Here is a 20301-nt window from a genome sequence, read left to right on the forward strand (position 1 = left end):
CTGCGTTCATAACCGCCAGTCCTAAAGACTGGCGGTAACCCGGCAAATCAGGAAGCCACTTGCTCCGCAGGCGAAACACTACTGGTCTTCATCCCACGCGAACGGCCCGAGCTCAGATAAGCCGCAATCGACTCCTGCGTGACCTCACCCAGGAGCATATTCTCGACATCCAGCACCGGCAGCCGGGCGCAACTGAACTCGTGTATGCGCGACAGCAGTGCGAATCTTCATATTACTTGAACGGCCCTCATTCAAAAAAAGGGTAACCTCGTCTTCAAGCCTTATCAACCACGACAAAAAAAGCCCTGACCTGATTAAGAAAGGGCTTGAACTGATACCGTTCATCACGCCTGCGTTCAGCGAAGAAAATGCAGTACTCTTAATTATCCAAATCGTTTTCGTAGTCGGCCAGAAATTCCTCCCAGCTTATTTCATCATTACCATCTGAGTTGATCTTGGCAAGTAAGGCCTTAAAGTCTTCCGGGGTGAGGTATTTCTCCATCGTTGAACGAAACTCCGCCACTGTTACTTTTTTGTCGCCATTCGCATCGTACCGCTTAAAGTCTTCGCGCGCGCGCGCCAACTGCTTTTCCGTCAGCTTAGTCATTGCCCATTCCTTCAATCAACATAAAGTAGCCCATGCAGCACATTTATTAAAAACTTGCTGCGTCAAGCAACGATAAGCTCGCGGCCATTGCACGACCACTGACAGAGTTGATAGTTGACATAGCCTGAGACCTGAGGGCAATGACACTGTCCAATCAAGCTTGCCCAGGCCATTACAGCACTGGGCTTGCTGTTTTCAAATTAAACCTGTGCGTCTGCCGCAGCCGTTTCAGCCGGCGAAACAATACTGGTCTTCATGCCACGCGAACGGCCCGAGCTCAGATAAGCCGCAATCGACTCTTGCGTCACCTCACCGAGGAATACGTTCTCGGCGTCCAGCACCGGCAGCCAGGCGCGGTTGAACTCGTACATGCGCGACAGCAGAATGCGCAAGTGCTCGTCATAGGCCGCTGTGGCATTAAACTCTTGCAAGAACTGCGCGCAGGTGCCTTGCTGGCGATGCAGGTCACGACGGCGCACGTAGCCCATTGCCTTGTTCTCGCTGTCTGTGACAACGATATAGCGACGGTCATTTTCGTCCATGACTTCAAGCGCATCAGCCACCGGGGTTTCCGGACTGACTGACGGCGCGTTGTCGGCGGCGTCTTCGGCCTTGACCAGCAGCAGGCGCTTGAGCGTGCTGTCCTGACCCACGAAGCTGCTGACGAAGTCGTCAGCCGGATGCGCGAGCAAAGTGTCCGGGTGATCGATCTGCAACAGTTTGCCGCCACGGAAGATCGCGATCTTGTCGCCCAGTTTGATGGCTTCGTCGATGTCGTGGCTGACCATGATCACAGTCTTGTTCAGCGCCCGCTGCATCTCGAAGAACTCGTTCTGGATCATCTCGCGGTTAATCGGGTCGACCGCACCAAACGGCTCGTCCATCAGCAGCAGTGGCGCGTCGGCGGCCAGCGCGCGGATCACGCCAATACGCTGTTGCTGACCACCGGACAATTCGCGCGGGTAGCGATGCAGGTATTGCTTGGGCTCCAGCTTGATCATGCTCATCAGTTCGCGCGCACGGTCGTGGCAACGCTGCTTGTCCCAGCCCAGCAATTTGGGCACGACCACGATGTTCTCTTCGATGGTCATGTTCGGGAACAGACCGATCTGCTGGATCACGTAGCCGATGTTGCGACGCAGGGTCACTTCATCCAGGTCAGTGGTGTCTTCGCCGTTGATCAGCACTTTGCCGGAGGTCGGCATGATCAGACGGTTGATCATTTTCAGCGTGGTGCTCTTGCCGCAGCCCGACGGACCGAGGAAGACACAGATTTCGCCTTCGTTGACCGTGAGACTGACCGAATCGACAGCCTTCACTTCTTTGCCGTTGCTCTGGAAAGTCTTGGAGAGGTTCTGGAGTTCGATCATTTCAGTAATCCTTTTGGAGTCAGCGTGCGTTGCAGCCATTGCAGAAGCAGGTCGGCGATGATGGCCAGAATGCTGACCAGGACCGCGCCAACGATCAGCATCGACATATCGCTGCGGCTGATTGAAGCGAGAATAAGTACACCCAGACCACCGGCACCGATGGTCGCGGCGATGGTCATGACACCGATGTTCATCACCACGGCGGTGCGCACACCGGCGAGGATGACGGGCACAGCAATAGGCAGTTCGACCATGCGCAGGCGCTGGCCGAAGGTCATGCCGATGCCTTTGGCGGCTTCGCGAATGCCTGGCTCGACGCCGGTCAGCGCCAGATAGGTGTTACGCATGATCGGCAGCAGGGAATAGAGAAACACTGCGGTGATCGCCGGCATCGGGCCAAGGCCCTGACCGAACTTGGAGTAGAACGGCAGCAACAGGCCAAACAAAGCAATGGACGGCACGGTCAGCAGCACGGTAGCGCTGGCTTGCAGCGGGCCGGCCAGTGCCGGGAAGCGGGTCATCAACACGCCCAGCGGCACACCGACGACGATGGCCAGGGTTACAGCGATGCCGACCAGCGTGATGTGCTGCCAGGTCAGGTGCAGAACCTGTGCCCAGTCCAGATGGGAGAAGGCGCTCAAGAAACTCATATCGTCTCCTTCCTTAGTTCAGGGGATGCTGGCGCAGGAAATCTGCAGCAACCGAGGATGGGCTCTCATGGCCAACGTCAACGCGGGCGTTGAGGTCAATCATGGTCTGGTTGTCCAGCAAATCAGCCATAGGCTTGAGCAGCGTGGCGATCTCCGGATGTTTATCCAGATACTCCTGACGAATCACCGGCGCAGCGGTGTAGTCCGGGAAGTAGTGTTTGTCGTCTTCCAGCACTTTCAGTTTGAAGGCGTTCAGGCGGCCGTCGGTGGTGTAAACAAGCCCGGCGAAAACCTGACCGTTTTGCAACGCGGTGTAAACCAGCCCCGAGTCCATCTGCCGGGTGTTTTCACGCCCCAGGTTCATGTCGTAATGCTTGACCATGCCAACCAGACCGTCAGAGCGGTTGGCAAACTCGGTGTCCAACGCGACCAGATGGCCTTCTTTGGCTTCGTCTTTAAAGACTTTGGCCAGGTCGGTCATGGTGTTGACCTGCGGGTACTTGTCAGCCACTTTCTGCGGCAGTGCCAGCGCGTAGGTGTTGTTGAACTTCGACGGGGAAAGCCAGACCAGGCCCTTTTTGGCATCGACTTCCTTCACCCGCGCATAGGTCTGTGCGCTGTCGAGCTTTTCATCAATGTGGTTGTAAGACACCAGCGACACACCGGTGTATTCCCACAGCAGATCGAGCTGACCGCTTTCCTGTGCGCTGCGTGCCAGATTGCTGCCCAGGCCGCCAGTGATTTGCACGTCGTAGTTCTTGGTGCGCAGGTATTGCGCGGTCAGTTCAGCAAGGATGGTCTGTTCGGTGAACACCCGTGCGCCGATGCGCAACAGCGGCTTTTCCGCTGCCTGGGCAAATGCCGGAAACAACAAGGCAAAGCCTAAAAACAAGCATATTTTTTTCATGATAATTCCTTTGCTCAGCGAGCCAGCCCGCGTTCCAGCCAGAGACGACTGGCCAGTGTCACCAGGCCATCGAGCAGCAGCGCCAGCAGCGCGGTACACGCCGCACCCAGCACCAGCTGCGGCTGGTTGTTCAACGCGATGCCCGGGAAAATCAGGCTGCCGAGGCTGTTGGCACCGATGAGAAAAGCAAGCGGAGCAGTACCGACGTTGATCGCCAGTGCGACGCGCACGCCACCGATGATGATCGGCACGGCGTTGGGCAACTCGACACGCCACAGCACCTGACGCGGGGTCATGCCGATTCCGACAGCGGCTTCCTTGAGCGAACCCTGAACGTTTTTCAGGCCTTCATAAGTGTTGCGCACAATGGGCAACAACGAGGCGAGAAACAGCGCGAAGATGGCCGGCCCGCTGCCGATCCCGAGAATCCCGAGGGCAATGGCCAGAACGGCGAGAGGCGGAACGGTGTTGCCAATATTGAATATCTGCATGAAGCGTTCGGCGCGACCCACCATGCTCGGCCGGCTGAGGGCGATGCCTGCGGGGATACCGACCACCAGGGCCGCCAACATTGAAACCAGAACCAGAATCAGGTGAGCCTGAAGGTAGAACAGCAGGTCATCCTGGTATTGCTTGATAGTACTGATGCCGATCCAGTGGATCAGCAGGGCCAGGAGTGCGATCACAACCGCACCTCCCAATAGCCCCTTGCCATAGCGATTAGCCACAGGCGGACTCCTTATTTCAGTCGGCGAACGCGTTGACTTGAACGCCCGGAAAAGGCGCCGCAATAACGTTCGCGAAGAGCAGCGGGTGGGTCGCCGGTAAGGGTTGAACCTCGGCGAAAACACAAGCCATAAGCGCAGCTTCGTCAAGCCAACATGCTGATGAATCAGCCCCTTGCGTTGGCTTCGTTGCGAGCCTTGACGGGGGAGTGGACGTCTCCACGGCCTGAAAGGTTCCCACACGAGACACTATCTGGCCATCGTTTATTGTCTGAACGGTTCGGATATTGCCGCAAGTTGAGCTATAATCTGCGCCCTTTTTTCAATCCCATCCCAGGCGATTTCCCATGACCCAACAGGCCGCCGAAGTCGCGAAACGCCGCACTTTCGCCATTATTTCCCACCCGGATGCGGGTAAAACCACCATCACGGAAAAACTCTTGCTGATGGGCAAGGCCATTTCCATCGCCGGTACGGTCAAGTCGCGTAAATCCGACCGTCACGCCACCTCCGACTGGATGGAAATGGAAAAACAGCGCGGTATCTCCATCACCACGTCGGTGATGCAGTTCCCGTATCGCGATCATATGATCAACCTGCTCGACACGCCGGGGCACGAAGACTTCTCCGAAGACACCTACCGCACCCTGACAGCGGTCGACTCGGCCTTGATGGTCCTCGACGGCGGTAAAGGCGTCGAGCCACGCACTATCGCCCTGATGGACGTCTGCCGTCTGCGCGACACGCCTATCGTCAGCTTTATCAACAAGCTCGACCGTGACATTCGCGACCCGATCGAACTGCTTGACGAGATCGAAGCGGTACTCAAGATCAAGGCCGCGCCGATCACCTGGCCGATTGGCTGCTACCGGGACTTCAAGGGTGTCTATCACCTGGCTGACGACTACATCATTGTCTACACCGCAGGCCACGGTCACGAACGCACCGAAACCCGGATCATCGAAAAGCTCGATTCCGACGAAGCACGCGCCCACCTGGGTGACGAGTACGACCGTTTTGTCGAGCAGCTGGAACTGGTGCAGGGCGCCTGCCATGAATTCAATCAGCAGGAATTCATCGACGGTCAGCTGACGCCGGTGTTCTTCGGTACGGCCCTGGGTAACTTCGGCGTCGACCACGTACTCGATGCGGTGGTGAACTGGGCACCCAAGCCTCTGGCACGGGTCGCCAACGAACGCACCGTCGAGCCGATCGAAGAGAAATTCGCCGGTTTCGTGTTCAAGATTCAGGCGAACATGGACCCCAAGCACCGTGACCGGATCGCCTTCATGCGCATCTGCTCTGGCCGCTACGAAAAAGGCATGAAAATGCGCCATGTACGGCTGGGCAAAGACGTGCGGATCGGCGACGCGCTGACCTTCTTCTCCTCGGAGCGTGAGCAACTGGAAGAAGCCTACGCAGGCGACATCATCGGCCTGCACAACCACGGCACCATCCAGATTGGCGACACCTTCACCGAAGGCGAAGCGCTGGGCTTCACCGGTATCCCGCACTTTGCCCCGGAACTGTTCCGCCGCGTGCGCCTGAAAGACCCGCTCAAATCCAAGCAGTTGCGTCAGGGCCTGCAACAGCTCGCCGAAGAAGGCGCCACGCAGGTGTTCTTCCCGCAGCGCAGCAACGACATCATTCTCGGCGCAGTGGGTGTGCTGCAGTTCGATGTGGTCGCCAGCCGTCTGAAGGAAGAATACAAGGTCGAATGCGCCTACGAGCCGATCACCGTGTGGTCTGCCCGCTGGATCGAATGCGCCGACAAGAAGAAGCTCGAAGAGTTTGAAAACAAGGCGGTGGAAAACCTCGCAGTAGACGGCGGCGGTCACCTGACCTACCTCGCCCCTACCCGCGTGAACCTGGCCCTGATGGAAGAACGCTGGCCCGACGTGAAATTCCGCGCTACCCGCGAGCATCACTGACAATCCCTGCGTGTGCTCCGCGTCATAATCTGCGCCACGCTACTGGCTCAAGATCGGACGCGGAGCGTCCAGAACTGCATGCCAACGCTCGGAACGATAGGTGCTCGAGAAGACTATCGTTCCGAACGTCCGCGCAGAGTGAGTATTCTTGACGCGGTCAGCCCGCAATCAGCAGATGCAGACCCAGCAACCCCATGCCGATGAAGAACATGCGCTTGAACAACACGGCACTGATCCGCTGCCGCAGCCACTGGCCGAACAGCATGCCCAGCAGCGCCGGTGCCAGGGCCAGCATGGAAGCGCCCAGCTCTGCGCCACCCAAAGCGCCGCTCCAGGACAACGCGATTGCCAACGCAAGGGTCGACACGGTGAACGACAACCCCAGCGCTTGTATCAGCTGATTACGTTCAAGCCCGAGCGCTTGCAGATAGGGCACCGCAGGAATCACGAAGACCCCGGAAGCCGAAGCGATAACTCCGGTGACAAAACCACCTAGCGGCCCCAGCCAGCGCTCGGCAGTGGCCCTGACCTTGAAGGTCGGCAGGAACAGTCCGCTCAGCGCATACAGCAGCAGTGCCGCGCCCAGCACCCGCGTCATAGAATGGCTGCCGCTCATCCCCAGCCAGGCCGACCCGGCCAGCGTGCCGACAAAGATCATGCTCAGCATCGGCCACAGGCGTTTCAGCAGCGGTCGCAAATTCCCACCGGACGCCAGTTGCCAGACGTTGGTCAAAGTGGAGGGAATTATCAGCAGCGCCGCAGCCTGCGCCGGCAACATGGCCAGCCCCAGCAAGCCCATTGCGACGGTTGGCAGGCCGAGGCCGATGACGCCCTTGACCGTGCCCGCGAGCAGAAAGGTGCCGATCACCAGCGCTGAAAGGCCCCACCCAAGGTGTTCGTAGAAATCAAAGACTGTGCTCATGGCATCCCTGTCCGCTGGCTAAACGTCTCGCAGGCTAAACCCGCGATGCACGCTCGTTCAGATAACCCGACACGTCCATCTGATTACCCGCGAACTCGATGCGCGCCGCCTTCTGTTCGCGTTGGTAGATGTACATCGGGTCGTAGTATTCGCCGAGCAGACCTTCGATCCAGCCCCGGTGCAGCTCAACCGCCCCACTGCGCTGCTGTTCTTCCAGCGCCGCCTGCATGAGTGCCAGCAAGCGTTGATGACGCTCGCCGCCCAGACGCTTATGTATGTTGTTCAGGCTTTGCAGCAAGCGATCGGCGAACAGGCCGAAGCCGAGTTCTTCGCCCTTGACGCTGATGAACTCTGCACAGAGGTTGACCACGTAATCAGCCAGAATGCGCTCGACGCGGTGCTCGAAGCTGTCTTCCAGCCAGACCATCGGGCAGTGTTGCATGGCCTGGTGCAATTCCAGTGGCACGTTGCAACTGCCGACCAGACGGCTTTCGTCTTCGACCACGAATTGTTCGATACCGGCGGCGCGCTTCTTGAGCAGATCGATGGCCAGGCGGTTCTCGAAATCGATCTGTGCTGGCTGCCCGGTAGCGCGCTTGCCAAAGCTGGAGCCGCGATGGTTGGCAATGCCTTCCAGGTCCAGGCTGTTGGGAAGTTGCGTCAGCACTTCAGTTTTGCCGGTGCCGGTCATGCCGCCGAGCACGACCAGATCGCACTCGGTGACGGCTTCGTGCAGGGTGTCGAGCAGAAAGCTGCGCATTGCCTTGTAACCGCCGAGAATACGCGGGTAGTCGACCCCGACGTCCTTCAACCAGCGCTGCACGGTCTGCGAGCGCAGGCCACCGCGAAAGCAGTACAGATAGCCATCCGGGTTGGCCCTGGCGAATTCGATCCAGGCTTCGACCCGCTCATCCTTGACCTGCCCGCAGACCAGTTGATGCCCGAGCTGAATGGCCGCCTCCTGGCCGTGCTGCTTGTAGCAGGTGCCGACCTTCTGCCGCTCGATGTCGTTCATCAGCGGCAGGTTGATCACGCCCGGAAACGCTCCCTTGGAAAACTCCACCGGGGCACGAGCGTCCATCATCGGCACATCATTGAGAAAGAGTGCGCGGTAGTCGCTGCTGTTGTCGGCCATCAGCACACCTCGACGGCGTGGGTCTGTCGCTCGAGCAAGGTGCCGATCGGGTTGAGCAGCAGGCCCAGTTCGGCCGCCACCGCCAGAAACTCCGCTTCACCTTCAGGGCTGACCGCGACCAGCAAGCCGCCGCTGGTCTGCGGATCGCACAACAGATCGCGCTGGGCATCGCTCAGCGCGGCAATCTTGTCACCATAGCTTTCGAAGTTGCGCAACGTGCCGCCCGGCACGCAGCCCTCGGCAATGTAGTGCTCGACACCCGGCAGGCGCGGCACGGCGGCGTAATCCAGACGAGCAGTCAGCCCTGCACCGTCGGCCATTTCAACCAGATGCCCGAGCAGGCCGAAGCCGGTGACATCGGTCATGGCCAGCACACCGGCCAGCTTGCCGAAGCGACTACCCGGCTTGTTCAGCGTACACATCCAGTCCCGTGCCAGGCCGACGTCCTCTTCGCGCAGTTTCGCCTTCTTTTCGGCGGTGGTCAGAATGCCGATGCCCAGTGGTTTGGTCAGGTACAACGTGCAGCCGGCCTGCGCCGTGTCATTGCGTTTCATGTGCTTTTTCTGCACCACGCCGGTGACGGCCAGGCCGAAGATCGGCTCTGGCGCGTCGATAGAATGCCCGCCTGCCAGCGGAATACCGGCTGCATCGCACACCGCGCGACCGCCGCGAATCACTTCGCGGGCCACTTCGGGTGGCAGCAGATTGACCGGCCAGCCGAGAATCGCGATGGCCATCAGCGGGTCGCCGCCCATCGCATAAATATCGCTGATCGCATTGGTCGCCGCGATGCGGCCGAAGTCGAAGGGGTCATCGACGATGGGCATGAAGAAGTCGGTGGTCGAGACCACGCCGCGCTCGTCGTCCAGCGCGTAAACCGCGGCGTCGTCACGCGAGGCATTGCCGACCCAGAGTTTCGGGTCGAGGTTCTGCGCGCCGCTGCCAGCGAGGATCACGTCCAGCACTTTGGGGGAAATCTTGCAGCCACACCCAGCTCCATGACTGTACTGGGTCAGGCGGATTGGCTCATTCATCGCGACACTCTCGGTAAGCGGGAAACAGGCTGCGGAGTCTAGGGGCTGTTCGCGTATCAGCGCAAACCGCAGTGCCCGCCGGGCGTGTCAGACGACGACGGCGCGCTGAACTGGTCTTTCTCGCCATGCCTCTTATAATCCCCGCGCACGGCTACCCAATTCTGCAAAGCGCTGCCTGTTCACTCTCGTGGCCTTCGCCCTTTTTTTCCGCTATTGAACCGGAGAACTTCCATGCTCAAGCGTACCCTGGCGCTCGCCGCCGGCCTTGCCCTGTCCTTCTCCGCGCTGACCAGCCACGCAGCCGGCACCCTGCGCGTGTCGGCCATTCCCGACGAAGCGCCCACCGAACTGCTGCGCAAGTTCAAGCCGCTGGGGGCTTATCTGGAGCAACGCCTGGGCATGAAAGTCGAATTCGTCCCGGTAGCGGATTACCCGGCAGTCGTCGAAGCACTGGCCACCGATCGCCTCGACATGGCCTGGCTGGGCGGCTTCACCTTCGTGCAGGTCAATCTCAAGACCGGTAACGCTGTGCCGCTGGTCCAGCGTGAGCAGGACGCCAGATTCACCAGCAAATTCATCACCTCCGATCCGCACGTGAAGACGCTTGCCGACCTCAAGGGCAAGACGTTTGCCTTCGGTTCGGTGTCGTCGACTTCCGGCAGCCTGATGCCGCGCTATTTCATGCTCAAGGAAAACATCAAGCCGGAGACGTTCTTCAGCCGCGTTGCCTATTCCGGCGCTCATGACGCGACGGCTGCCTGGGTTCAGGCGGGCAAGGTCGATGCCGGCGTGCTTAATGCCAGCGTGTGGGACAAGCTGGTCGCCAGCGGTAAGGTCGATACCAGCAAGGTGCACGTCTTCGCGACCACACCGACCTATTTCGACTACAACTGGACCGTGCGCGGCAGCCTCGATCCGGCGCTGGCGGCGAAGATCAAACAGGCATTCCTTGACCTCGATCCGGCCAACCCGGAGCAGAAGGCGATTCTCGATTTGCAGGCTGCCAGCCGCTTCATCGAAACCAAACCCGAGAACTACAAGGGTATCGAAGAAGCCGCACGCGCTGCCGACCTGCTGAAATGACCCTGCGCCTGTCCGCCATCGACCTGCGCCACAGCAATGGCATGCTGGCGTTGCGCGGGCTGGACCTGAGCATTGAGCGCGGCGAGCGGGTGGCAATCATCGGCCCGTCCGGTGCGGGCAAGACCACCTTGCTCAACCTGCTGGCCAGCGCTCTGCCACCCAGCGCCGGGCAGCTGGACGTGCTGGGCGTCGATCCGTGGCAGCTGTCCAGCCGGCAACGCCAGCATTTGCGCAGCCGCATTGCCCTGATTCATCAGGCACCGCCGTTGCCTGCGCGCCAGCGTGTCGTCACGGCGGTGTCGGCGGGCAAGCTGGGGCAATGGGGGCTGGGCAAAAGCCTGTTGAACCTGCTGCACCCACTGGACGTGCCCGGCGCACGCGCGGTGCTGGCGCGTCTCGATCTGGCCGACAAACTGTTCGAGCGTTGCCAGCAGTTGTCTGGTGGCCAGTTGCAGCGCGTCGGCATCGCCCGCGCCTTGTATCAGGCTCCTGAATTGTTACTGGCCGACGAACCTGTCTCGGCGATGGACCCACGTCTGGCCGAACACACCTTGGCGTTATTGTGTCAGCACGCCATCGAGCACACCGTCACGCTGGTCGCCAGCCTGCACGCAGTCGAACTGGCGCTGGCACACTTTCCGCGCATCATCGGCGTGCGCGATGGGCGCATCCACTTCGACCTCCCGGCCAGCGAGATCGAGCGGCAACACCTCGACACGCTGTACGCCAATGAACAACTGAGCCCGCAGCAGGTGTCAGAGGTTAAAGAAACCGCCTGGACGCCGCGATGCTGAGTCGCGACCAACGCGATCCGGCGGCATTGCCGCGCCTGATGCTGGCGCTGCTGGCAGTCGCGGTGCTCTGGCCGGGCATTCGTCTGGCTGAGCTGAATCCGTTTGTGCTGCTGCAAGCCGACAACGCCCGGACGATGGGCAACTTCCTCGCCGGATTCTGGCCTGTGGCGCACTCCGCAGAATTTCTCGGCCTGCTGCTGGACGCCACGCTGCAAACCCTCGCCATCGCCACTGCCGGTATCGCCCTCGCCCTGCTGCTGGCGGTACCGGCAAGCCTGCTCGCCAGCAAGGCACTGTCTTTGTCGGCCGCTTCGCGTGGCGGCCGGCCGGGTTGGCTCGGCCAATGCCTGCGCTGGCCGGTGCGTGGGCTGTTGATCTTTCTGCGCAGCGTGCCGGAAATCGTCTGGGCGCTGCTGTTCGTGCGCGCGGTCGGCCTTGGCCCCACGGCAGGCGTGCTGGCCATCGCGATTACTTACGCGGGCATGCTCGGCAAGGTTTACGCCGAGATATACGAATCGGTGGACCAGCGCCCGGCTCACGCTTTACTCCAGTCAGGCAGCGGACGGCTTGCCGCGCTGGCTTATGGCATTCTGCCCAATGCAGCGGCCGAGTTGACGTCGTACACGGTGTATCGCTGGGAGTGCGCAGTGCGTGCCTCGGTGGTGATGGGTTTTGTCGGCGCGGGCGGCCTGGGCCAGCAGATTGACCTGTCGATGCGCATGTTCGCAGGCGATGAAGTGGCGAGCATGCTGCTGACGTTCCTGCTGCTGGTGCTGATTGCCGACCAGCTCAGTCGCTTGTTGCGCAGGCGGTTCACATGAGGCGCACAGGCAATTTGTTACTATTGCTGGCGATTGTGGCGGCGGTGATCGGATCGTTTGTGTACCTCGGTCTGGACCTGTTCACGCTGGGCAGTCACGACAACCTGACGCAGATGGGCCGTTATGCGTTGCGCTTCATGAGCCCGGACCTGAGCCGCGATCACGTGCAGGCCATTGGCAAAGGCGCTCTGGAAACGCTGGCCATGTCGGCTCTGGGCGCGTTGCTGGCAGCCGTCGCCGGTCTGCTGCTCGCGTTGCCCGCTGCAGGACGTCTGGGCTGGCCGCTGCGCAGCCTGAGTCGCTTGCTGCTCAATGCGTTGCGCGCCATTCCGGAACTGGTGTGGGCCGTGCTGATGGTGCTGGCCGCCGGGCTTGGGCCCAACGCGGGCACGCTGGCACTGGCGTTGCACACCACTGGCGTCCTCGGCCGCCTGTTTGCCGAAGCACTGGAAAACACCTCTCCGGAGCCCGCCGCGGCGATTCGCCTGCACGGTGGCAGCGCCTGGCAAGCCTTCGGCTACGGCACGCTGCCCAACCTCTGGCCGCAGTTACTGGCCTATACGCTGTACCGCTGGGAAAACAACATTCGCATGGCCAGCGTGCTGGGCTTTGTCGGCGCAGGCGGGCTGGGGCAGATGCTTTACGTCAGCCTCAGCCTGTTTCAGGAAGCGCAGGCCAGCAGCGTGATTCTGGCGATGCTGATACTGGTGTTTGCCGTCGATGCGTTGAGTGGCTGGAGCCGCCAGCGCTGGGTGCGCAACTGATCCGGCAGCAGGGCAGCACCAACAAAAACGCCACGCCCCTGTAACTCAGGGCCGTGGCGCAATCAACAGAGTGACTCAGTAACCCAGCGATAACCCGGTGTTGCGGCGTGGGTCGTTGGCGCCGTAGAAACGGTTGTTACCGACCGGCTTGCCGCCCAGCGAAGGAGCACCGACCAGAATCGCCGCCACATGGTTAGGCGATTGCGGTCCGGCGAACTTGTGGCCCCAGCCCTCGAGAATCTTCAGCGTGTCGGGGCTGACGGCGAAAGTGTCGATGTTGGTTGTCTCAGGTTGCCATTGCTGGTGGAAGCGCGGCGCGTCCACGGCCTCCTGAATGTTCATGCCGTAATCGATGACATTGAGCATGGTCAGCAGGGTCGCGGTGATGATGCGACTGCCGCCCGGCGTACCGACGACCATGACCGCCTTGCCGTCTTTGGTGACAATGGTCGGGCTCATCGACGACAGCGGCGTCTTGCCCGGCGCGATGGCGTTGGCTTCGCCCTGCACCAGCCCATACATGTTGGGCACGCCGGCCTTGACGGTGAAGTCATCCATTTCGTCGTTGAGAATCACACCGGTCTTGCTGGCCATGACGCCCGCGCCGAACCAGTTGTTCAGGGTGTAGGTCACCGAGACCGCGTTGCCCCATTTGTCGACAATCGAATAATGGGTGGTATTGCTGCCCTCATGAGGCGCGACGCCCGGTTTGATCTTGTTCGAATCACCGGCCTTTTGCGGATCGATGGCCGCACGCAGCTTGGCCGCGTACTTCACGTCCAGCAAATGCTCGACCGGATTCTTGACGAAATCCGGGTCGCCCAGATAGCTGTTGCGGTCCACGTAGGCATGACGCATCGCTTCGATCTGATAGTGCATACCCTGCGCCGAGCGGAAGCCCAGCTCTTTCATCGGGTAGCCTTCGAGGATGTTCAGAATCTGACAAATGACCACACCGCCGTAGCTCGGCGGCGGTGCCGAGACTACGTGGTAGCCGCGATAATCACATTCGACAGGCGCCAGCTCGCGGGTTTTGTAATGGTCGAGGTCAGCCTGGGTGATGATGCCCTTGCCTGCCTGGCTCGAATCGACCAGCGCCTTGGCAACCCAGCCTTTGTAGAACCCGTCGCTGCCCTTCTCGGACACTTCCTTGAGGGTCCTGGCGAGGTCTTTCTGCACCAGCTTCTGACCGACCTGCATCGGCTCGCCCTTGTCGAGGAAGATCGAGCCGGAATCCGCCATGTCGGCCTTGAACACCTCGGTGGCGCTGGACAGCATGTCGATGTCGCCCTGCCCCAGTACGAAACCGTCTTCGGCCAGCTTGATCGCCGGTGCGATGACTTCTTCGCGCTTGCGTGTGCCGTATTTGCTCAGCGCCATTTCCATGCCGGACACAGTGCCCGGCACGCCGACGGCCAGATGGCCTTTGGCGCTCAGATCCGGGATGACGTTGCCGTCCTTGTCCAGGTACATATTGGCAGTCGCTGCCAAGGGCGCCTTTTCGCGGAAGTCGAGAAAGGTCTTGCGCCCGTCAGCCAGCTGGATGGTCATGAAGCCGCCGCCACCCAGGTTGCCGGCGGCGGGGTAAACCACTGCCAGCGCATAACCGACTGCAACAGCGGCATCGACCGCGTTGCCACCCTTCTTGAGCACATCGACACCCACGTGGGTAGCCAGATGCTGGGCAGTCACGACCATACCGTTTTCGGCGGCGACCGGTGCCTGTGATGCGGCGAATGTGGGGGAATACGCGACAATCAGTGCCGTCGCGATCAGCGACCTGGCGAGGGGTTCGAGCTTCATGATCGATCTCTTCTTTTTCTGAATCAGGGACGTTTGATGAGTGCAGCGACAGCCTCTGGGCGAGGGATGCTGCGCTTCTCGTCGAAGCGTACCGGGCATCCCTGCGCGGGTCTGACAGGGTCAAAGTAGCCGGTTCTGGCGCGTTTACCTAGCGTAAAAAATATCGATGCACGTCACTTATCAGCTGAGCCAGGCACTGGTTTGTCGCCCCGCAAGACAACTCTCCAATCACAAATGGGATAATATCGCGCCACTCAATGAGAATCATCCCCAGCCGTGCCGCAGGAAAAACACGATGCGCCCCTCCCTTCAGTCTCGCCCTGCCCCGCGCATTCTGGTCGTGGACGATCACCGCAAAATCCGCGATCCGCTGGCGGTCTATCTGCGTCGCCACCTGTTCGACGTGCGCACGGCCGAGGATGCGGCGGGCATGTGGCAACTGCTCAAGCAATTGCCGTTCGACGCCGTAGTGCTGGATGTGATGCTGCCGGACGGCGACGGGTTTGAGCTGTGCAGCCGTTTGCATCGACGCGAGAACATCCCGGTGATTCTGCTCACCGCGCGCGATACCTGTGCAGACCGGGTGCACGGCCTGGACATTGGCGCCGACGATTACATCACCAAGCCGTTCGAGCCGCGCGAGCTGGTGGCGCGCCTCAACAGCGTGTTGCGCAGGCGTGGGCCGGTTCCCAGTGGGATCGAGGCAGCACCGGTCGACGCTGCGCCTGCGCTGACGCACCACTATGCGTTCGCCGGCCTGCGTTTCATCAGCAGCACCGCAACGCTGTTACGCAGTGACGGCTCGGCGGTCAGGCTGAGCACGGTGGAAAGTCGTCTGCTGGGCGTATTACTCAGCCATCCCAATACCATTCTCAGTCGCCAGCGCCTGATCGACCTGACAGCGCGACCGGGCTGCGAAGTCTACGACCGCGCGATCGACCGACAGATCAGCCGCCTGCGCCGCAAGCTCGGTGACAACCCGGTCGAGCCCGTGCTGTTGCGTACCATCTGGGGCGACGGCTACCTGCTGGCGGCCACTGTCGCAACGCTCGACGCATGACCGTGTTGAGCCGACTGTGGCCCAGACGCATGACGCAACAACTGGCGCTGTTGCTGCTGATTGCCCTGCTGGCCTCGAATGGCATCGCGATGCTTTATCTGCAACGCACCGGCGCGCTGATTCATCCGTTGTCGCGCACGCTTGCCATCGAACGGCTGATCACCGCTTACCATGCCACGCAGGGCCTGTCGGCCGCAGACGCATCGCGCTTGCTGGCGGCCATGCAGACGCCGGATTCGGAGCTGTGGGTGTCCGCCTGGCCCGTCGCCAACACGCAGGACATGCGCGCAGAGGAATATCGACTGGTCGCCGACCTGAGTCAGCGCCTGATGCTGCCCGCCGAAACCACCATTGGCATGCAGCTGGAACGCATCAGCGGTGGCCCGGCGCGCGAGCACGTGTTCGTGGCGGCAGGCTGGGCGCCTTTGCGCCTGCGCACCAGTATCGACCTGCTGAACGGTTCGTTCCTGAATGGCATTCAGCACCCGGCGGGCGGCTATGAGTGGGGCCGAATGCTGGCCTACACCCTGCCGGTGACGACCATTCCGGTGCTGCTGATCGTGGTGTTTTTCATGCGCCGTATCGTGCAGCCGGTCAAGACCCTGGCCAAGGCCACCGAACGTGTCAGTCGGGGTGAATGGATACCACCGCTGCCGCTGTCCGGCCCGCAAGAGGCACGCGATCTGACCACGGCGTTCAACATCATGCAGGCGCGCATTGCCCGCCATGTGGAAGGTCGCACGCGCATGCTGGCCGCCATCAGTCATGACCTGAACACGCCGCTCACCGAACTGCGTCTGCACATGGAGTTGCTTGAAGACGGGCCAGCGCGCGATGACATGCTCGAAAGCCTTGATGAGCTGCGGGCGATGGTGCGCGAGACCCTGAATTTCGTGCGCGGTGATGCGGTGCAGGAAGCCACGGCAGAGATATCACTGACCGCCCTGATCGATGATCTGGCAAAGCGTTACGCGACGATGGGAACGCCGATTGGCTGGGATGGTGCAAGCGAGATCAGGTGTCGCTGCCGCCCCCTGGCGCTGAAACGCGCACTGACCAATCTGATCGACAACGCACTGAAGCACGCCGGGGATGCCACGGTCCGGTTATTCAAAACGCATGACGGGGATATCCGCCTGGAGGTCCTCGATCATGGTCCGGGCATCGAAGCGGCGTGGCTGACTCACGTGTTCGAACCCTTCGTGCAATTGAGCAAGACCGGCACAGACCACCCTCAAGGCGGCGGGCTCGGGTTGGGCCTGGCCATCGCCCGAGCTTGCGTGCAAGCCCACGGCGGCGAACTCACCCTGGAAAACCGCCCGCCAGCGGGGTTGTGTGCGGTGGTGCGGTTGCCTGCGGGCGGATGACCAGACTTTCGTATCAATGCTCTGCGCTCAGCGTTCATAAGTCCTGATGGGCCTGGAAAGCGGAGCGCTTGTGGGAGCGGACTTGTCCGCGAACTACCGGGAACCGGCAGCAGAACCCGGCGCCTCGGTGTATCAGACACACCCGAGGTAGCCTGTTTCAGGGCCGCTGCGCAACCCATCGCGGCCGTCGTAAACTCCTGAATCTCCCACGCCCTCCGGGCAGAAGCACGTTGATTCAACCTGACCGATAGTCGCCCGGTCCACTCCTGTGGCCTCCGGCCAGAATCAAAAGCGGACTTATGTATAACGCTGGGCGCTGGAGCATGAGGACGACAAGTGCCACCTCAAAACCGTACGGTGGTGCTCGCCCACAGCGTGCGGCCGTAATTGACGGTGCCGTAGGTTTCATCATCCAGTCGCTTGTCTGCGACGTTGTACAGCGCGGCGTTGAGCGAGATGTTTTTGCTCAGTTCATAAGAGCCGCCCAGGTCCGCTGTGGTGTAGCCCGGCGCGGCCACGTCAGTGAGGGTGTTGCCGTATTCCTTGCCGTAGTAATGGGTCGAGGCCCACAGTTGGGTACGGTCGTTGAGCGTCCACTCGACGCGCAGATTGGCCTTCTGCTCCGGCGTGAGCGCCAGCGGGGCACCGGCGTTGGCGCCGCTTTTCTGCTCGGAGTCGGTGTAGGTGTAATTGCCCTTGATCGCGACCGCAGGCGTGATGTCCCAACGACCATTGAGCTCGACGCCCTTGATGACCGCCTTATCGACATTGACCCGATCCATGACGATAAAACCATTCCACACTTCGGTGGTGGTCACAGTAGAAAGCTTGTCCTGAAAATCGTTGTAGAACACCGTCGCGCCCGCCGACAGGTCGTTGCGGTTCGACCACAGCGCCGACAGCTCGTAGTTGGTGCTGGTTTCCGGCTTGAGGTCCGGGTTGCCGAACATCACGAACCGGTTGCGACGCAAGTAGGAATAACCCGGCACAACGGCGCGCACTTCAGGCGCCTTGAAGCCTCGCGCCACACCGCCTTTGATGGTCCAGTCATCGGTAGCGCGCCACACGCCATACACCCGTGGGCTGAAATGCACGCCGTACTGTTCGTGATGGTCCATGCGCAGGCCGCTGGTCAGCGCGAAGGTGTCGGTCACCGACCATTCGTTTTCCGCGAACAGCGCCTTCTGCACCACCGAGAACTCGTAGTCCTTACGGTCGCCCAGGCCCTGATTCCAGTCGGTCACCGTGGTGTCGTTCCACTGCAGGCCGGTGGTGGTGATATTGCGCTCGGTGGGCATCACCAGCTTGGCGTCGAGCACCCGGTTTTCAACTTCAGGCTTGCGCCCCGATACGTCAGTCTGCGTTGCGCTGGCCTCGCCTTCGCGGCTGGATTTTTCATAGGCCAGCGACACGTCCGAGGTCGCCCAGCCCCAGCGGCCCTGGTGCGAAATCGACCAGTGATCGCGGTTGTTTTCCTGCTCGCGAGTGGCCCAGTTGGCGCTCACGCCATCGCCGTTCTTGAGGCGCGTGGCCCCGGCCTCCAGAAGAATGTCGTGGTCGATGGTCGGCGTGAATGACAGCCGCGCCGTCAGATCACGATGGTCAGCCTTGCTGAAACCGTTGGTGGTTTCAACGTCGTCGTCAGCCTGACGATCCAGATAACGCCCCCAGACCTGTAACCCCAACAGGTCTTCCTTGATCGGGCCGCCGAGAAAGAACTGGGTCTGACGCGCATTGCCCTGATCGCTGTGCTGGCGCGCCGAGTAATCGTAGGTAACCGAACCGCCCCACTCCGAGGTGACCTTGCGCGTGATGATGTTGATCACCCCGCCAATCGCATCCGAGCCGTACAGCGACGACATCGGCCCGCGAACCACTTCGATACGCTCGATGGCCTCGGCGGGCGGAATGAAGCTCTGCTCATAACCGCTGTTGCCGTTGACGCGCGATTCACGGGCGCTCTGGCGTTTGCCGTCGACCAGAATCAGCGTGTAATCGGCGGGCATGCCGCGAATGGAAATATCGGTTTCGTTGGCCCCACCATTGACGGTCACGCCCTCGACATCGCGCAATGCATCGGTCAGGTCGCGGAAAGATTTCTTGCGCAATTCGTCGCCGGTAATCACCGTCATCGAAGCCGGTGCATCCTCCAGGTTCTGCTCGAAACCGGAAGCGGTGACCACAACGTCGTCAAGCGACAGCACATTGGCGGGCTCGATCACAGGCTCGGCAGCCTGAGCCTGGCCCACTGCCAGAAAGGCCAGCGCGAGTTTGACCATCACAGCCGCAGGCCGCAAACGAAGAGGAGAATGCATGGAGCTTCCTTACGATTCACAAGTAAAAGAGAATCGTATGCATCTGCATTCAGGAAGGTTGGACAAGATGTGACAACATCTTGGGGCTGAACGACCGCCCAGGTATCTGTTCTGTCAAAGCGCTTTTTTACGATACCCCTCGATGATCGCCGAGAAGTCCTTGCCGCCGTCTCCGCGCAGGCTCATCGCCTGATACAACTGCTGGGCCACAGCACCGAGAATCACCGGCTGATGCGCCGAACGAGCGGCTTCGGTCGCCAGCCCCAGATCCTTGAGCATCAGCTCCGCGCCAAAGCCGCCGCTATATCCTCGCGATGCGGGCGCTGTTTCGACGATGCCCGGCCAAGGGTTGTACGCCTCGGAACTCCAGCAACGGCCGGTCGAGGTATTGATGATGCTGGCCAGCACCTCGGTGTCGATGCCCAGCGCGTTGCCCAAGGCCATTGATTCGGACACGCCGATCATGGAAATCGCCAGCAGCATGTTGTTACAGATCTTGGCGATCTGCCCGGTGCCCACTTCGCCGCAATGCACAATGTTGCGGCCCATTATTTCCAGCAGCGGTTTGAGCTCGGTAAAGTGCTGCGCCGAGCCGCCGACCATGAACGTCAACGTGCCAGCCTGCGCCCCTGCGGTGCCGCCCGATACCGGCGCGTCGCCCAACACCACACCTTGCAGCGCAGCGGTGGCGGCGATGTCGCGGATCGTTTGCGGATCGATGGTGCTGCAATCAACGGCCGGAACGCCGGGCGCAATCCCCTTCAACACGCCGTCGTCGTTCAGGTACACGCTGCGTACATGCGCAGCGGCAGGCAGCATGGTGATGACCAGTCCACTGCCCTCAGCGGCTTGCTTGGGTGAATCACTGACCTTTGCGCCCAGCCCGGCGAATTCGCTCAGTACATCCTTGTTCAGATCGAACACGTGCAGGCTGTGCCCGGCGTTGATGAGGTTGCGAGCCATGGGCGCGCCCATGTTGCCCAGACCGATAAATGCGATGTTCATTATTGTTC

18 protein-coding genes and 1 pseudogene are annotated in these 20301 nt (G+C 60.9%); 7 read left to right on the forward strand and 12 right to left on the reverse strand.

Features of this window, described 5'->3' with window-relative positions; genetic code table 11:
* Nucleotides 1–47: 47 nt before the first annotated feature.
* The 6 genes and pseudogenes from ABJ99_RS26985 to ABJ99_RS11965 form a co-directional block, all read right to left on the reverse strand.
* A pseudogene (locus tag ABJ99_RS26985) lies at nt 48–218 on the reverse strand (glycine/betaine ABC transporter ATP-binding protein); the annotation flags it as partial.
* A gap of 161 nt (nt 219–379) precedes the next feature.
* A complete protein-coding gene (locus ABJ99_RS11945; protein WP_054086015.1) occupies nt 380–607 on the reverse strand; it encodes an EF-hand domain-containing protein in 228 nt (75 codons plus the stop codon).
* A 200-nt stretch (nt 608–807) separates the two neighbouring features.
* The gene (locus ABJ99_RS11950) at nt 808–1977 is read right to left on the reverse strand and encodes an osmoprotectant ABC transporter ATP-binding protein OsmV (protein WP_054086016.1); all 1170 of its coding nucleotides are present in this window, start codon (nt 1975–1977) and stop codon (nt 808–810) included.
* Complete coding sequence (locus ABJ99_RS11955; protein WP_010436767.1) at nt 1974–2627, reverse strand: ABC transporter permease; 654 nt, start codon at nt 2625–2627, stop codon at nt 1974–1976. The genes ABJ99_RS11950 and ABJ99_RS11955 overlap by 4 nt, the downstream gene beginning before the upstream one ends.
* 13 nt (nt 2628–2640) lie before the next feature.
* On the reverse strand, nt 2641–3534 hold the full coding sequence (locus ABJ99_RS11960; RefSeq protein ID WP_054086017.1) for a glycine betaine ABC transporter substrate-binding protein: 894 nt from the start codon (nt 3532–3534) through the stop codon (nt 2641–2643).
* Between the two features lie 14 nt (nt 3535–3548).
* Entirely contained in the window at nt 3549–4262 is a 714-nt protein-coding gene (locus tag ABJ99_RS11965) for an ABC transporter permease (protein ID WP_003379713.1), read from the reverse strand.
* Between the two features lie 344 nt (nt 4263–4606).
* Between ABJ99_RS11965 and ABJ99_RS11970 the strand changes: the two genes are divergently transcribed.
* Nucleotides 4607–6190, forward strand: a complete 1584-nt coding sequence (locus ABJ99_RS11970; protein ID WP_054086018.1) for a peptide chain release factor 3 — start codon at nt 4607–4609, stop codon at nt 6188–6190.
* A 157-nt stretch (nt 6191–6347) separates the two neighbouring features.
* Here ABJ99_RS11970 and ABJ99_RS11975 read toward each other — a convergent pair whose 3' ends face one another.
* The 3 genes from ABJ99_RS11975 to selD are packed head-to-tail and all read right to left on the reverse strand — an operon-like array spanning nt 6348 to nt 9281.
* Entirely contained in the window at nt 6348–7112 is a 765-nt protein-coding gene (locus ABJ99_RS11975) for a sulfite exporter TauE/SafE family protein (protein WP_054086019.1), read from the reverse strand.
* 34 nt (nt 7113–7146) lie between these two features.
* The gene (gene mnmH, locus ABJ99_RS11980) at nt 7147–8247 is read right to left on the reverse strand and encodes a tRNA 2-selenouridine(34) synthase MnmH (RefSeq protein ID WP_054086020.1); all 1101 of its coding nucleotides are present in this window, start codon (nt 8245–8247) and stop codon (nt 7147–7149) included.
* Nucleotides 8247–9281: a selenide, water dikinase SelD gene (gene selD / locus ABJ99_RS11985; protein WP_054086021.1), complete on the reverse strand. Its 1035-nt coding sequence runs from the start codon at nt 9279–9281 to the stop codon at nt 8247–8249. The genes mnmH and selD overlap by 1 nt, the downstream gene beginning before the upstream one ends.
* 231 nt (nt 9282–9512) lie before the next feature.
* On the opposite strand from selD, the gene ABJ99_RS11990 reads away from it, so the two are divergent.
* The 4 genes from ABJ99_RS11990 to phnE are packed head-to-tail and all read left to right on the forward strand — an operon-like array spanning nt 9513 to nt 12743.
* The gene (locus ABJ99_RS11990) at nt 9513–10364 is read left to right on the forward strand and encodes a putative selenate ABC transporter substrate-binding protein (protein ID WP_054086022.1); all 852 of its coding nucleotides are present in this window, start codon (nt 9513–9515) and stop codon (nt 10362–10364) included.
* Nucleotides 10361–11158, forward strand: coding sequence for a phosphonate ABC transporter ATP-binding protein (locus ABJ99_RS11995; RefSeq protein ID WP_054086023.1), 798 nt, complete (start codon nt 10361–10363; stop codon nt 11156–11158). Before ABJ99_RS11990 ends, ABJ99_RS11995 begins: the two co-directional genes overlap by 4 nt.
* Nucleotides 11152–11979 carry a PhnE/PtxC family ABC transporter permease gene (locus ABJ99_RS12000; RefSeq protein WP_054086024.1) on the forward strand — a complete coding sequence of 276 codons (828 nt, stop codon included), beginning with the start codon at nt 11152–11154 and terminating at the stop codon, nt 11977–11979. Before ABJ99_RS11995 ends, ABJ99_RS12000 begins: the two co-directional genes overlap by 7 nt.
* Nucleotides 11976–12743 (forward strand): phosphonate ABC transporter, permease protein PhnE, encoded by a 768-nt coding sequence (gene phnE, locus ABJ99_RS12005; protein ID WP_054086025.1) that lies wholly within the window; start codon nt 11976–11978, stop codon nt 12741–12743. The genes ABJ99_RS12000 and phnE overlap by 4 nt, the downstream gene beginning before the upstream one ends.
* Before the next feature lie 75 nt (nt 12744–12818).
* Here the strand turns inward: phnE and ggt are convergent, their stop codons facing one another.
* Nucleotides 12819–14546 (reverse strand): gamma-glutamyltransferase, encoded by a 1728-nt coding sequence (gene ggt / locus ABJ99_RS12010; protein ID WP_054086026.1) that lies wholly within the window; start codon nt 14544–14546, stop codon nt 12819–12821.
* 295 nt (nt 14547–14841) lie between these two features.
* Here ggt and ABJ99_RS12015 point away from each other — a divergent pair, with 295 nt between their 5' ends.
* Nucleotides 14842–15606 (forward strand): response regulator transcription factor, encoded by a 765-nt coding sequence (locus ABJ99_RS12015; protein WP_054086027.1) that lies wholly within the window; start codon nt 14842–14844, stop codon nt 15604–15606.
* Nucleotides 15607–15635: 29 nt separating this feature from the next.
* Nucleotides 15636–16973, forward strand: coding sequence for an ATP-binding protein (locus ABJ99_RS12020; protein WP_054086042.1), 1338 nt, complete (start codon nt 15636–15638; stop codon nt 16971–16973).
* A gap of 344 nt (nt 16974–17317) precedes the next feature.
* Here the strand turns inward: ABJ99_RS12020 and ABJ99_RS12025 are convergent, their stop codons facing one another.
* Nucleotides 17318–19288, reverse strand: coding sequence for a TonB-dependent receptor domain-containing protein (locus tag ABJ99_RS12025; RefSeq protein ID WP_054086028.1), 1971 nt, complete (start codon nt 19286–19288; stop codon nt 17318–17320).
* Nucleotides 19289–19402: 114 nt separating this feature from the next.
* Nucleotides 19403–20293, reverse strand: a complete 891-nt coding sequence (mmsB, locus tag ABJ99_RS12030) for a 3-hydroxyisobutyrate dehydrogenase (RefSeq protein ID WP_054086029.1) — start codon at nt 20291–20293, stop codon at nt 19403–19405.
* Nucleotides 20294–20301 lie beyond the last annotated feature (8 nt).

The organism is Pseudomonas syringae pv. cilantro (assembly GCF_001293775.1).
Taxonomy (GTDB): domain Bacteria; phylum Pseudomonadota; class Gammaproteobacteria; order Pseudomonadales; family Pseudomonadaceae; genus Aquipseudomonas; species Aquipseudomonas syringae_P.

What these genes read in the sequence shown, in the direction of transcription:
- mnmH (WP_054086020.1), bottom strand. Translation starts at nt 8,247, where the DNA reads ATGGCCGACAACAGCAGCGACTACCGCGCACTCTTTCTCAATGATGTG.
- ABJ99_RS12020 (WP_054086042.1), top strand. Translation starts at nt 15,636, where the DNA reads ATGACGCAACAACTGGCGCTGTTGCTGCTGATTGCCCTGCTGGCCTCG.
- ABJ99_RS11990 (WP_054086022.1), top strand. Translation starts at nt 9,513, where the DNA reads ATGCTCAAGCGTACCCTGGCGCTCGCCGCCGGCCTTGCCCTGTCCTTC.
- ABJ99_RS11960 (WP_054086017.1), bottom strand. Translation starts at nt 3,534, where the DNA reads ATGAAAAAAATATGCTTGTTTTTAGGCTTTGCCTTGTTGTTTCCGGCA.
- ggt (WP_054086026.1), bottom strand. Translation starts at nt 14,546, where the DNA reads ATGAAGCTCGAACCCCTCGCCAGGTCGCTGATCGCGACGGCACTGATT.
- ABJ99_RS11975 (WP_054086019.1), bottom strand. Translation starts at nt 7,112, where the DNA reads ATGAGCACAGTCTTTGATTTCTACGAACACCTTGGGTGGGGCCTTTCA.
- ABJ99_RS11995 (WP_054086023.1), top strand. Translation starts at nt 10,361, where the DNA reads ATGACCCTGCGCCTGTCCGCCATCGACCTGCGCCACAGCAATGGCATG.
- phnE (WP_054086025.1), top strand. Translation starts at nt 11,976, where the DNA reads ATGAGGCGCACAGGCAATTTGTTACTATTGCTGGCGATTGTGGCGGCG.
- ABJ99_RS11950 (WP_054086016.1), bottom strand. Translation starts at nt 1,977, where the DNA reads ATGATCGAACTCCAGAACCTCTCCAAGACTTTCCAGAGCAACGGCAAA.
- ABJ99_RS11970 (WP_054086018.1), top strand. Translation starts at nt 4,607, where the DNA reads ATGACCCAACAGGCCGCCGAAGTCGCGAAACGCCGCACTTTCGCCATT.
- ABJ99_RS11945 (WP_054086015.1), bottom strand. Translation starts at nt 607, where the DNA reads ATGACTAAGCTGACGGAAAAGCAGTTGGCGCGCGCGCGCGAAGACTTT.
- ABJ99_RS11955 (WP_010436767.1), bottom strand. Translation starts at nt 2,627, where the DNA reads ATGAGTTTCTTGAGCGCCTTCTCCCATCTGGACTGGGCACAGGTTCTG.
- mmsB (WP_054086029.1), bottom strand. Translation starts at nt 20,293, where the DNA reads ATGAACATCGCATTTATCGGTCTGGGCAACATGGGCGCGCCCATGGCT.
- ABJ99_RS12000 (WP_054086024.1), top strand. Translation starts at nt 11,152, where the DNA reads ATGCTGAGTCGCGACCAACGCGATCCGGCGGCATTGCCGCGCCTGATG.
- ABJ99_RS12015 (WP_054086027.1), top strand. Translation starts at nt 14,842, where the DNA reads ATGCGCCCCTCCCTTCAGTCTCGCCCTGCCCCGCGCATTCTGGTCGTG.
- selD (WP_054086021.1), bottom strand. Translation starts at nt 9,281, where the DNA reads ATGAATGAGCCAATCCGCCTGACCCAGTACAGTCATGGAGCTGGGTGT.
- ABJ99_RS12025 (WP_054086028.1), bottom strand. Translation starts at nt 19,288, where the DNA reads ATGCATTCTCCTCTTCGTTTGCGGCCTGCGGCTGTGATGGTCAAACTC.